The organism is [Limnothrix rosea] IAM M-220, assembly GCF_001904615.1.
GTDB lineage: Bacteria > Cyanobacteriota > Cyanobacteriia > Cyanobacteriales > MRBY01 > MRBY01.
Map to the genome: position 1 here is coordinate 19,639 of NZ_MRBY01000008.1, position 12,246 is coordinate 31,884.

A 12,246-nucleotide genomic window follows, 5' to 3' on the forward strand; every position below is an offset into this window, starting at 1 on the left:
CTTTTTTTCTAATGAGGCGATCGCCAAACCATCACCCATCCTTTTCACCAAAAACCATCTGCACAGCCATCGTCGTTGCCCCCCGTTTGTGATACTTATCCGCCCAAGTGCGCATCAGCTCATCCAGCTCCGCTTGCGCCGCAGGCAAATCTGCATCAGGAATATCTAACGACTCAAAAATACGCATCACATTGGACTTTTTCTCCGCCCACTCCCGCATCAAGCGAAAATACCGTGCCGTATCCTCCACCATCGTATAAATCCGCTCATCCTCGCCCTCCGGCGCATAGGTCGGACGCTGCAATACGTAATAGGGCATCCCCCAAGGATTATCCAAACGCATCACCGTTTCCGAATGCAACAAGCGACGCTTAATATGTTCAGCCAAAGCCTCACTCAAAGGCATACGCCGATCATCAGGAAACTTCTCCTGCGATCGCTGGTGGAGAAATTCGATCAGATCAGCAAACTGTAGCGAACTAATCACCTGAGCCCGGGGCAGACCTTCAGGCAAACGTTGCTCAAAATACTCACGATGCTCCAAAGAAAGCTGATTTCCAGACATGGGAGACTGACCATCCCGCAACGGATAATGCTCTAGCCACGCAAAAGGCAGTTCAATCAAATACGAAGGTTCCTGAGAACCCAACATTTTTAGGAGCTGACCTTCCCGCAGCGCCGTCTCAATCTCCTTGACAATAACCTTGACACGCTTCGGCTCAATATGGTGTAGATGCCCCGTCATCCGGAGATTACCATCTTGCTCCTGATAAGTCGTATAGATAGCGCACTTCGCCGCTGTTGCCGCTGCATCCAGAAAAGCCCCATGACGATAACCATTACCTCGCAACACACAGAATGCTAGATATAACAAAATTTCGTCGAGGGCACTCGGATTTAAGTCTTTAAGTAAATCCAATTCAGTTTTCATCACCATGTCGATTAGGTCAACAGTCTTTAAAAATGTGGATGAGAGAGGAAATTATTGCATTACGAGGCGAGACCGCTTTCGTTAATTTGGATTAGGCGAATGACTACCCTACCAATGAAATGATACAGCCTTGATGCGATGAACCCTAGCAATATCGAGGATTATTTCGAATCCAATGACTTAATTGTAAGCAACTTTTTCCACTATGGTCGAGGCGATATAACTATTATCTAATTTTCCCAAAAAAACCATCAGAAATTCCGGAGAGGTTGACTTGTCTAAGTAGAGAGAAATGTACCCTTTAAAGTCCATCTGGGCAATCTGCTATGACCACTAAAAATGCAATGGTAATGCTCCTTTCTATCGGTCTTTTCTCTACTTTAAGTGTATTTGGAGAGTCAGCACAAAGTTCTATCTCTAAAACTACTGAAAAAAATATTTTACTCAGTGATTCAAACTCAGTAGAAGTTGCAGAAAGAGGCAGCGGCAGGATTGAGCCGAGTGCAACTTCTAGCGCTTTTGAACGTCATTGTTTTAGCTAGTTATTGCGCACTTTTATTTATCAGGATATGACACAAGTTCATTGGTAAATAATAGGTTATTTCATATTTATCAGGGTTTGTTTCTCACCATATTTATTACCTTTGAGGGATTACGGTGAAATATTATATTCTTGCTGGCAGTTTATTATTAAGCGTTTGTCTTGCACCGAAAATCGCGAGGGCTAACGACTCTCTGTCTATGCTGCAAATAGAACAGAATTTATCTTCGAAAGAAGGAAATACCTGTAGTTATGTTCGTGGCTGTGGTCGTCGCGATAAGGTTTAGGGTTTGAATTACTCAGTTTTTTCTAATACCAATTCAAAAAAATAGAGCTACTAATGGGTGAACAAAAATCCTTATTTGATAGGCAATTTAGGATTGTGTTTGTGGATTTTCTAAAATCATTTGGTATAAGGTTTGGAATTTTGTAATTAGCTATTATTGGGCACAACGAAAACCAGCGAAAATCTCCCTTGTCCAAGGGTGATACCAGTTGCGGAAAGTATTACGAATCCCCCATTTTCGGGTCACCCAACTACCGCCACGCAAAATCAAATGCTCGTTATCAAAATAGCTGGCAGAGTAGCCTTTATAGGGATAGGCCACAAAGTTGGGGTAGGGTTGAAAGACTGAGGTTGTCCATTCCCAAATATTACCGAGGCAGTCAGCACAACGGTAAAAGCTTTGATTGTTTGTGTAGTGGTTTACGGGAACAATGCCTGCGTTTTGTAGGCTATGGTTGCAATAGTCATCATGCCAATTTGTGCCCCAAGGATAGGGTTGAGATTGTTTGGTGTCTGGTTGCCAAGCGGCTGCTTTTTCCCACTCGTATTCGCTGGGTAAACGTTTGCCGATAAAGTTTGCGTAGGCTTCGGCTTCGTAATAGCTTATGCCACAAACGGGGTAGTCTCGGAAGTTCTCTGGTTCTAGCCAATATAGGGGTTGGGTGACTTGGGCTTGAGTTTGCCATTGCCATCCTGTTTTACTCCAGTATTTTCTTGACTGATATCCGTTTGCATGAATAAATTTTTGAAAGTCGCCGTGGGTTACGGGATAACGGTCGATTTGATAGGTTTCAAGGTGAACCCAATGGGGCGATCGCTCGTTATCTTGGGCAATCATATCTTCTGAACCACAACGAAATTTTCCGGCAGGGATTGTGATCATTTCCGGTTTTACGGGATCATTGTCAAGATTTTGGCTTGGGCTAAAAATGGGTTGTCCGGTGTTGAATTTATGGAGTGCTAAGATGAAGGCAATGGTTTCGTTGTGCTGAGTTTCGTGTTGTAGTAGCCACCACCATAGTCTTGCTTGTTCGTGCACAGGGGCGATCGCCAAATAGTCAAAAACTTTTTCGCGAACAGTATTTAAATAATCGTCAATAACCTCAAAACTGGGCAATTCTTGGCGTTTTTCTTTTGGTAAACCGTCGGCTGCAAATAGTTGGCGATATTCTGTAAATATTGGCGCTTTTCCTGCCAAATGCTCTAAAATCCACAGTGCTTCGGTAAAGGCAATATGGCCTAAATGCCAACCTACTGGACTAAAGGTTGGGTGTGCCTGTTGGCAAAATGTTTGCTCGTTAATGTCGGCAAATAGGTTTAAAGTGAGCTGTCGCGATTCTGTATAGGCTTGTTTGAGTTGGGCTTTGAGGTCTCTGTTGTAGTCGGATTTACTGGGCGATCGCCTCGATGTGTAGCTCACGGTTTTCGTCGATGGTGATTAAACTTTGTTCAGGAAAAGATTGCCAGGGACTGTCGTCTAAAGGCTCTGAGGCTAGGGTAATCCCCCGGTCATCTTCTCGAAAATATAACGTAGGAACAGGGGCGCGGTGGGCATAACGAGTGGCAAAGATGCGTTTACCGTCACTTAAAATGATATTGGTAGAAAAATGCGTATCATATTCTGTTGCTAATAAAGTTAGTTCTTTAATTGCGGTTAATAATGCCGTTTTTAAACAGTCTTTATACTCGGTTAAAATTAATGCAAAAATATGTTCTGAGTCCGTTGTTCCGTGGACATTTTGATATAAATAATCGTTTAAATGGGCGCGAATGGGACGGTATAAAGTTTGCCGGAAATTATTGATATAACCGTTATGAATAAAGCTCATTTTTTGTTCGACAAAGGGTTGACAATTTCCCAAATCAACGGGCAATCCGGGTGTCGCACTACGGACGTAGGCAAGGATGCAATGGGATTCTAAATAACGGCTAATTTGCGGTAAATTTACGTCGCTCCAAATGGGCAGTAAACTTTTGTAAGTATAGGGAAAATCATCTTTTTCTGGGTGATACCAACCAATCCCAAAACCATCAGCATTGAGCAGTCCCGCTGTCATTTCTTTAGGGTGATAGCTTTGAACTTCAAGGGAATGTTCTGGCTCTAAAAGCAGGCGATCGCCTTGGATAGGTTCACCGATGTAGGCAAGTAAACGACACATAAAACAAACGACGATAAACCATAAAACTTTTGACTATCCTACTATCCTAAAGACTTTTTATTCCCAGAGACGACGGCGGGGCTTGCCGTTTAGCTTTGTGTGGGCATCTTTTAATAATTTAGGAATCTGTAAATGTTCTGGGCAACGGGGCAAACAATCGCCACATTCGGTACAGGCATTGCCTTTGCGGCCGGGAAACCAATGTCCCGCATTTTCTAACATTTGATAGCGATATTCGCCGTAACCTTGCATGTCGTAGGCGATCGCCAAATTTCTGAGACGCAAAATTTCGGGAATGTTAATGTCCTCTGGGCAAGGTAAACACTCATAACATTGGGAGCATTGATCCGCTTGGAGGGTTTGTTTTTGGTGCTGTTCGAGGCCACGGAAAATGTCTGATTCCTCCGCTGTTAAAGGTTTTGTTTGGTCGGCGATCGCCGCTAGATTATCCAGCTCATCAGGTATGGCTGCCCCAAAACTGAGGGTTGTGATGCGCGGATCTGCTAGTAAAAATCGATAGCTGAGTGGCAACGGGTCAAAGGGTTCGCAGAGCTTTTCTAAAGTTTCAGGAGGTTGGTACAGCTGTCCACCTTTATCGGCTGGCGAAATAATAAAAATCCCCATATCTCGCTCCGATGCGGCGGCGATCGCCTGACCATTACGCTGAAAAAAATAGTAATAATGCAGATTGATAAATTCAAAGAGATTCGTGGCGATCGTTTTTAAAATCAGCTCTAAACTGCCATGGGTAGAAAAACCAATGTGCCGAACTTTGCCCGCAGCCTGAAGCTCCGCTAAAACCTCAAAACCACCATTAATGACCCAATCCAAATGCTGTTGTAGATTAATGCCATGAACCGCCACCGCATCAAGATATTCAACGCCCAAGAATTTTAACGAACGCTCAATCCGTTTTAGGATGCCCTGCCGATTGCCCTTTGGTAACACCTTTGTGGTGAGATAAATATGCTCCCGTTGTACCGACAAATCCGACAGCGATCGCCCTAAAAATTTTTCACTATTGCCGTAGCTCGGAGCCGTTTCAAAATGGTTAATACCCAGCCCAAGGGCACGACAAACCGTTGCCGACATCGTGGCCTGATCCGCCAAAGCCCGCATTGTACCGAGGGAAAACACCGATAGCTCTAAATTTGTTTTCCCAAATCGCCGATATTGCATTGTGATTGTTAGTCCTTAACTGTCTTCAATGGCAGCTAGTAGCGCATCAATTTTGCGTTCGCCCTGCTTATTATTTTGCAGACGATAGAGTTTTTTGGCTGTTTCTAAAGCCTCGATAGCTTCAGAAGTTCGGCTACGCCCTTGAAACGACAAACCAAGATTTTCAAATACTTGGGGATCATTAGGCGCAAGTTCGCTCAATTGGCGATAGGCAATAATTGCAATGAGATAATCTTGATCCTTAAACGCCGCAGAAGCTAAACCGGACATCGCCGCTGTGGACTGGGCATCTAATTCCGTTGCCCGCTGGTAAGCGTTAATCGCTTCGGCATAGACCCCTTGATTTTCGTAGATTTGACCAATTTTTAGCTGTACTTTAAAGTCCCGGGGGGCAAGACGACGGGCTTCTTCGAGGAAGGCGATCGCCTTGGCTTTGTCTCCTAAACCAAACCAAGTAATGGCAGCCTGCACCCGTAGATCACCATCGGTTGGTAAAGCACGAAAAGCATTATCCAGTAAATCAGCGGCATCTCGGTTACGGCGCAGTTGGAGCAAACTAGCGATACTATTGCGAATCGCATCGGCATTGTTGGGGTTGAGCTGCAAAACTCGCTGATAGGCGCTATGGGCTTCGCTATACCGTTCCCCACGGAAAAAAACCGTCGCTAAACCGAGATTATATTTAATGTTATCTGGCTCTAGTTCCACGGCACGGCGATAGGCATTAATGGCGTTAGTATAGTCACTGCTATTGCCTAAGCTAAAGCCGAGGGCATAGTAAAACTGGGCATTGTCATTTTCTAACTGCACTGCCCGCTGGTAGGCGATCGCCGCCTCCTGAAAATTCCCCAGCTGAGCATGGGCATATCCCAAACCCGCATAAATACGAGCATTATCATTATCGAGTCGCGCCGCATCTCCATAGCGTTGCACCGCATCCGCAAAGTTTTGACTTTGAACCGCCTCATTTCCCTGCTTAAGCAGCGTATCCAGTTGTGGGTTTGCCCGTAATGCTGTCGGAATAACCAACTGGGTGGCGATCGCCAAACCGAAACCAAATATCCAACGAGAGAAACGATTACCCATAAATAGCAACGTAACGTTTTTTTACAGAATTGTGCGTCCGATTCTAACATGCAGCCCAGAGAATCTGTTTTCCGCACAAAAAAGAAGCTGATCTGGATCAACTTCTCAATATTTATGCAGCACCATGAGATATCAAGACGCACTAATCGTTTATCAGTGAAGTCGAAATGGTTCAAAAATAGCCTTGGTGAGCTAACCTCAGACCTTATTTTTTCTTTTTATCTTTATCGTCCTTTTCCGCTGTCGCTTTACCATCACCATTGCTACTGGCTTCAACTTTCACCTCAGCTTTCGTCGTATCCCCAGCATCTTCTGCAAAACCCATAGAACTGAGATCTAGATTTTCCTGGACTTTTTTGTGCACAACACTCGTAATCTCAGGATTATCCTCGAAATATTTCACCGCATTGTCACGGCCTTGGGCAATATTTTCGCCTTCATAGCTATACCATGCCCCTTTACGATTTACGATGCCCGTTTGTTCCGCAAGATCGAGCATACAGCCCACACTGGAAATCCCCTTCCCAAAAATGATGTCAAATTCAGCAATGCGGAATGGGGGCGCAACTTTATTTTTGGCGACTTTTACCTTCGCGCGAATGCCAAATTCCCCTTGAGCACCTTTTTTCAAGGTCTGAATACGGCGAATATCGAGACGAACTGAAGCATAAAACTTCAGCGCTGTACCGCCAGTGGTCACTTCCGGGCTACCGTAACTAATGCCAATTTTTTGCCGCAGCTGGTTGAGAAAAACCACAGTACAGCCAGAACGACCCATATTTCCGGCAATTTTCCGGAGAGCTTTACTCATGAGACGTGCCTGTAAACCCACCTGCACATCACCCATTTCCCCTTCAATTTCAGCGCGGGGAACGAGGGCGGCAACGGAGTCAATCACAATCAAATCAACCGCCGCTGAACGGACTAACTGGTCTGTAATCTCTAGGGCTGATTCACCATTATCGGGCTGGGCAACGAGGAGATTGCCGATATCAACGCCAAGGGCTGCGGCATAGGTCGGATCTAGGGCATGCTCTGCGTCTACAAAGGCTGCAACACCGCCTGCTTTTTGCACTTCGGCGATCGCATGGAGGGCGACAGTGGTTTTACCAGAACTTTCTGGGCCATAAATCTCGACAATTCTACCTTTCGGGAAACCGCCACCCATTGCCAAGTCCAAAGTGAGAGCGCCACTGGGAATGGTTTCCACCCGCATTCGCGCCGCATCACCGAGACGCATAATCGCCCCTTTACCAAAGTTGCGCTCAATTTGATTTAAAACAAGATTTAAAGCTTTTTCCTTATCGGGGTTTGTGGTAATAGCTGCCATTCGCTACCTCGGTTAGTGTCGATTCGTGGACTGGGTATTGTACGGGGTTGTTAGATCAACAGTACTTATTTTACTGTAGCCCCAAACAAAAGAGTATTAAGTTAGCTCACTAATGAGTCTCCATCTTAAACGGATTTTTTTCATCGTCAGCAAATATCCCCTAGGGCTCTCGCTGGAAATGGTAAATTGCCTGGGATTTTAGCTCTGTATTGGCCATAAACTGGGACAGTTTTTCCCAGGGTAAAAATTCCCGGTCAAGTTTAATTTGTAAGCCGGCCATCGGATCGTCACCGCCTGTGGCCAGCATTAGTTCTAGTTGGGTCAGATCTGACCATCCGGCCAGCTTTTCTACGATGTTGGCGATCGCCTGAAGATAGGGATGATTGTGATCCGTAAACCAATCTGCCGCCGCCAATTTTAGCTGATCAAAACCGAAGTGAACGATTAGGGGCGAACCCGAAAAAACAGCATTAGCAACTGGACGGGCTTCTTCGCGCACTAAAAGATGTTCCGTTTGCGCCATCACCCGCAATTTTTCTAGATATTCATAGCGCTGCTCGACATCTTCCTGTCCTTGCCAACGCAAGGCGATCGTCGCGAGGTGGGTTTGCAGCAACATATGCCCTAACTTTTGTGCCTTAGTCGTCAGATAACGATTATTAAAATCATTACTTTCGATCAACAACGGCACACGGTCAATAACTTCTAGACCATACCCTTTAAGACCCGCAATTTTACGAGGGTTATTGGTAATCAAACGAATGGCATGGACACCAAGGTCATTCAGCATCTGTGCGCCCATCCCGTAGTCCCGCAAATCCGCCGGAAAACCGAGACGCTCATTGGCCTCCACCGTATCCAAACCGATATCTTGTAAGGAATAGGCCTTCAGTTTATTCACCAAACCAATGCCGCGACCTTCCTGGCGCAGATAAACTACCACACCCTGCCCCGCATTTTCAATCATTTTGAGGGCAGCAATGAGCTGCATCCGACAATCACAACGTAATGAACCGAGGGCATCACCTGTCAAGCATTCTGAATGCACCCGCACCATCACAGGCTTGTCTTCAAAATCCTTCGGGTCACCTTTAACGATCGCCACATGTTCCGTATCGTCGAGGGTATTGCGATAGGCATAAATATTAAATTGCCCAAACTCCGTGGGGAGCTTTGTGATGGTTTCCCGGTGAACAAAACGATCATTTTTGAGGCGATAGGAAATCAGATCGGCAATGCTAATAATTTTGAGATCAAACTTTTGCGCGTAGGACACTAGCTCCGGCAACCGTGCCATCGACCCATCATCATTTTGAATTTCGCAGATCACCCCCGACGGATGGAGACCCGCTAAACGGGATAAATCAACGGCGGCTTCTGTATGGCCAGCTCGTTTTAGCACGCCACCTTTCCTTGCCCGCAGCGGAAAAATATGACCGGGACGACTTAGATCTTCGGGTTGAGAATCTGGATGAATGGCGACCTGAATGGTGCGAGCGCGGTCTTCTGCGGAGATACCAGTGGTCACTCCTAAACGGGGGTTGGCATCAATACTGACTGTAAAGGCTGTTTGGTTACTGTCGGTATTTTTGCTCACCATTAATGGTAAATCTAAAGTGTCGAGGCGATCGCCCGTCATCGCGAGACAAATCAACCCCCTCGCCTCCACCGCCATAAAGTTAATCATGTCAGGGGTGGCAAACTGAGCCGCGCAAATTAAATCCCCTTCATTTTCACGATTTTCATCATCTACAACAACGACAGCACGCCCTGCTTTAATATCGTCTAACGCCGCTTCAATCGAATCAAACTGCCAAACAATGTCCACTAATTTCTAGGTCTACCAAACGTAATTTTTCTTTCAAATTCTGTCTTTATTGTAACGGTTTGGTGGATCTGATGTAGCCTAAACAATCACCTGGGGATCGTCGGTGGGATCATTTTTTAGGAGGGGTTTTTGGTTCAGGGGCATCGAAAAAGTGACTGTAGAGCCCAGATTTTCGCCCATACTATAGAAGGAGACTTTGCCACCGATCGCCTCGACTAATTTTTTTGAAATGGCTAGCCCTAGGCCAGTGCCAGAATATTTACGGGTATGCCCCCCAGTGACCTGGGAGAAACTTTGAAATAATTTATCCTGCTTATCGAGGGCAACCCCAATGCCTGTATCTTCGACTTTGATTTTGACCATGCCGGGGAAATTGCGACCGTTACGGTGAACATCCCTCAACACCAACTCTACGCTGACGGTCACCCCACCTTCGTGGGTGAATTTCATGGCATTCCCCACAAGATTGAGCAAAATCTGGAAGGTTCGTTGCTCGTTGGAATAAAGGATAATGTCGTCGTAGGTATTCGGCACCACAATATTCCACTCAAGATTTTTATTTTGTGCCTGGGGACGAGCAAAGTTATCTACGTTTTTCAGGACTTCAGATAGGCTAACGGCATCTAAATCAATTTCAATTTTGCCTGCTTCAATTTTGGCAATATCTAAAATATCGTTGATTAGATTGAGTAAGTGAATCGCACTTTTGTAGGCCTCGCCGACAAATTCTAGTTCTTCTTCGCGGTCATCGGCCATGTCGTCCAAAATCAACTTTAAAAAGCCGATAATGCCGTTTAGGGGTGTCCGTAATTCGTGGGTTGTACTGGCAAGGAAATCACTTTTTAGGCGAGAGGCTTCGGTGGCGGCTTGGTTGGCTTGTTCTAGTTCGTGGTAAAGGGTTGCATGGGCGATCGCCGTGCCTAGCTGTTCCGCCAGTTCTTGGGTGAGTTCCTTTTCTCCTTCACTCCAGAGGCGCAGATTGTCACATTGCTGCAAACAAATAAAACCATTAACTTTATTTTGGTATAGCGTTGGCACAACAAAGGCGGACTGACTATCACCTAAAGCGTCTGTCAGATAGTCAACATCAATGGCTTCACGACTTTGTACCGCGTGCTCTAGCAAAGGGCTATCCGGCGATCGCCACTGCACCCCTAAAACAGAAATCACATCACTATGACGATATTCAGCGGCCACCTGAAAGGAATGGGACTCTTCGTCATAGGACAACAATAAACAACGGCTGACATTAAGGGCTTTCCCTAAACCGGTAACGGCTTCTTGGCGAATGGCAATCAGATCCAGCGTGCTACGAATTTTTCGGGCAATACTGGTCAGTACTTTTTGATAAGGATCCGGTTGGCGGGGCAGGCTCGGTTGTTGGGTTAGGGAGCTATCACTCGTGGGGAGTTGGTGGGCGATCGCAATGAGTTGTTGGACACCACCATTGGGCTGAAAAATCGGCGTGAGATTAATCTCTACAGGCAAAGGGCGATCGCCAACCTCAAATAAACAAGTGACCTGCTCTGGCAAATTGCGCTCAAAAACACGGTCAGTCACCTGTTTAAGTTTTTCCTGCTGCTCAGTTTGAAACCAATCCAAAATCGGTGCGCCGACAATTTCCTGACTATCTAACCCAAAATTCGTAGCATCCCGCCAAAAGAAACCAGTACAAATGCCCTGCTTATCCTGAAGCCAAATCAGTTCAGCACCTAGTGCCTGCCAATACTGCAAATGGAGTTCGTTACCAGAAGCAAGATTTGAAGTGGTCGCCTTCATTCTTTCTGTACCTAGAGAATTTATAAGATACTGCCAAGTCCCATTTACTCATCCTAATCGGTGAACGCTCACAAAGGCTCGAGGAATTTACAGACAATCAATCATTCGGTATTCGATCAATATTTACTGGGAACAATGACTCATAGTAGTTGTGCACACCATCATGGTTTTTTCCTCGATATCAAGCACCAACTTAACAAAATAAATTTGCTTTGGCTCGACATTAGATTTAAACCAAAACAGGACTTCATTCACTATTTTATTTTTCGGAGACAAGTATTGACATGGCTATGGAATTTTGATCACGAGGATTGCTTGCGATCAGCGATGACACAAATTGCCGAGCCTAGTCGTTCCACTCACCTTTCGGGGGAACGGGAGGATTGCGACGTAATCGACGCGTTAGTTCGTCATCACGGACTCTTTCGCCCCGTAACCACTGTTTGACGGCTGTTTCAATCACTTTACTGGGATCGTTAGTTAAATGTTTAATTTGCTCTAAAACGTCCGGATCAAGCTGGATGGCAACCTCTGTTTTCTCAGTATTTTTTTGTGTGTCGATGGAGTTATTTTCCATAGGTTGTGGGGAACGGGTTAAGTGATATTTTAACAAACTACGTTCCCGCAGTTGCTCGGAAATGTCTAGGGGAGACTGTTTCTGTATCAATATTTGTTAACGCAGGTTAAGGGCAGCGATCGCCCTTTTTTTCTGTTGATCAACTCGCTTGGGCGATCGCCGGTGCAGAGGCAGCAAGATGGGCAGTGGGGAAACCCCGCTCAAATTCAGTCATCTTACAGTCTGTCGCCTGGAGCGCCTGTTGTAAAAATTCCATCGCTTTAACAGGCTTGCCCGCACCACAAAAAAATAAATCGGCGGCGAAATAGCCATGTTCAGGCCAAGTATGAATGGCGATATGGGATTCAGCTAAGGTGGCAGTCGCTGTCACACCGTGGGGACTAAATTGATGTACGCACAAATCGATAAGGGTTGCTTCGCCGGCGGCGATCGCCGCGATCATTGCTTGACGGATGCCTTCTGGATCATTTAACAAATCAGCAGGAGAGCCCCAGCCGTCCACCACAAGGTGTGTTCCCAATTTTTTCATTCTCTTTATCCTTACACTCCA

11 protein-coding genes are annotated in these 12,246 nt (G+C 45.7%); 1 reads left to right on the top strand and 10 read right to left on the bottom strand.

From position 1 onward, the window contains the following. Positions 1 to 31: 31 nt before the first annotated feature. Entirely contained in the window at positions 32 to 937 is a 906-nt protein-coding gene (gene hetR / locus NIES208_RS04965) for a heterocyst differentiation master regulator HetR (protein ID WP_084176536.1), read from the bottom strand. A 320-nt stretch (positions 938 to 1,257) separates the two neighbouring features. Here hetR and NIES208_RS18505 point away from each other — a divergent pair, with 320 nt between their 5' ends. Next, positions 1,258 to 1,473: a hypothetical protein gene (locus NIES208_RS18505; protein WP_139324989.1), complete on the top strand. Its 216-nt coding sequence runs from the start codon at positions 1,258 to 1,260 to the stop codon at positions 1,471 to 1,473. Between the two features lie 439 nt (positions 1,474 to 1,912). Here NIES208_RS18505 and NIES208_RS04970 read toward each other — a convergent pair whose 3' ends face one another. The 9 genes from NIES208_RS04970 to speD all read right to left on the bottom strand — a co-directional run bounded on the left by NIES208_RS04970 (position 1,913) and on the right by speD (position 12,225). Next, positions 1,913 to 3,178 carry an SUMF1/EgtB/PvdO family nonheme iron enzyme gene (locus tag NIES208_RS04970; RefSeq protein WP_075890347.1) on the bottom strand — a complete coding sequence of 422 codons (1,266 nt, stop codon included), beginning with the start codon at positions 3,176 to 3,178 and terminating at the stop codon, positions 1,913 to 1,915. After that, positions 3,147 to 3,917 (bottom strand): ergothioneine biosynthesis protein EgtC, encoded by a 771-nt coding sequence (gene egtC, locus NIES208_RS04975; protein WP_075890349.1) that lies wholly within the window; start codon positions 3,915 to 3,917, stop codon positions 3,147 to 3,149. Before egtC ends, NIES208_RS04970 begins: the two co-directional genes overlap by 32 nt. Before the next feature lie 57 nt (positions 3,918 to 3,974). After that, entirely contained in the window at positions 3,975 to 5,096 is a 1,122-nt protein-coding gene (locus NIES208_RS04980; RefSeq protein ID WP_075890350.1) for an aldo/keto reductase, read from the bottom strand. Between the two features lie 15 nt (positions 5,097 to 5,111). Further along, on the bottom strand, positions 5,112 to 6,182 hold the full coding sequence (locus tag NIES208_RS04985) for a tetratricopeptide repeat protein (RefSeq protein ID WP_075890352.1): 1,071 nt from the start codon (positions 6,180 to 6,182) through the stop codon (positions 5,112 to 5,114). A gap of 205 nt (positions 6,183 to 6,387) precedes the next feature. Beyond that, the gene (recA, locus tag NIES208_RS04990) at positions 6,388 to 7,512 is read right to left on the bottom strand and encodes a recombinase RecA (protein ID WP_084176537.1); all 1,125 of its coding nucleotides are present in this window, start codon (positions 7,510 to 7,512) and stop codon (positions 6,388 to 6,390) included. A 160-nt stretch (positions 7,513 to 7,672) separates the two neighbouring features. Continuing rightward, positions 7,673 to 9,340, bottom strand: a complete 1,668-nt coding sequence (ribBA, locus tag NIES208_RS04995; RefSeq protein WP_075890354.1) for a bifunctional 3,4-dihydroxy-2-butanone-4-phosphate synthase/GTP cyclohydrolase II — start codon at positions 9,338 to 9,340, stop codon at positions 7,673 to 7,675. A 78-nt stretch (positions 9,341 to 9,418) separates the two neighbouring features. Continuing rightward, complete coding sequence (locus NIES208_RS05000) at positions 9,419 to 11,119, bottom strand: sensor histidine kinase (protein WP_084176538.1); 1,701 nt, start codon at positions 11,117 to 11,119, stop codon at positions 9,419 to 9,421. A 346-nt stretch (positions 11,120 to 11,465) separates the two neighbouring features. Further along, positions 11,466 to 11,696: a hypothetical protein gene (locus NIES208_RS05005; RefSeq protein ID WP_075890498.1), complete on the bottom strand. Its 231-nt coding sequence runs from the start codon at positions 11,694 to 11,696 to the stop codon at positions 11,466 to 11,468. A 139-nt stretch (positions 11,697 to 11,835) separates the two neighbouring features. After that, positions 11,836 to 12,225, bottom strand: a complete 390-nt coding sequence (speD, locus tag NIES208_RS05010; RefSeq protein ID WP_075890358.1) for an adenosylmethionine decarboxylase — start codon at positions 12,223 to 12,225, stop codon at positions 11,836 to 11,838. Positions 12,226 to 12,246: the final 21 nt, after the last annotated feature.

Excerpts from the sequence above, each read along its gene's own strand:
- NIES208_RS18505 (WP_139324989.1), top strand. The coding sequence starts at position 1,258 with ATGACCACTAAAAATGCAATGGTAATGCTCCTTTCTATCGGTCTTTTC.
- egtC (WP_075890349.1), bottom strand. The coding sequence starts at position 3,917 with ATGTGTCGTTTACTTGCCTACATCGGTGAACCTATCCAAGGCGATCGC.
- NIES208_RS04980 (WP_075890350.1), bottom strand. The coding sequence starts at position 5,096 with ATGCAATATCGGCGATTTGGGAAAACAAATTTAGAGCTATCGGTGTTT.
- hetR (WP_084176536.1), bottom strand. The coding sequence starts at position 937 with ATGGTGATGAAAACTGAATTGGATTTACTTAAAGACTTAAATCCGAGT.
- NIES208_RS05000 (WP_084176538.1), bottom strand. The coding sequence starts at position 11,119 with ATGAAGGCGACCACTTCAAATCTTGCTTCTGGTAACGAACTCCATTTG.
- NIES208_RS04985 (WP_075890352.1), bottom strand. The coding sequence starts at position 6,182 with ATGGGTAATCGTTTCTCTCGTTGGATATTTGGTTTCGGTTTGGCGATC.
- NIES208_RS05005 (WP_075890498.1), bottom strand. The coding sequence starts at position 11,696 with ATGGAAAATAACTCCATCGACACACAAAAAAATACTGAGAAAACAGAG.
- recA (WP_084176537.1), bottom strand. The coding sequence starts at position 7,512 with ATGGCAGCTATTACCACAAACCCCGATAAGGAAAAAGCTTTAAATCTT.
- speD (WP_075890358.1), bottom strand. The coding sequence starts at position 12,225 with ATGAAAAAATTGGGAACACACCTTGTGGTGGACGGCTGGGGCTCTCCT.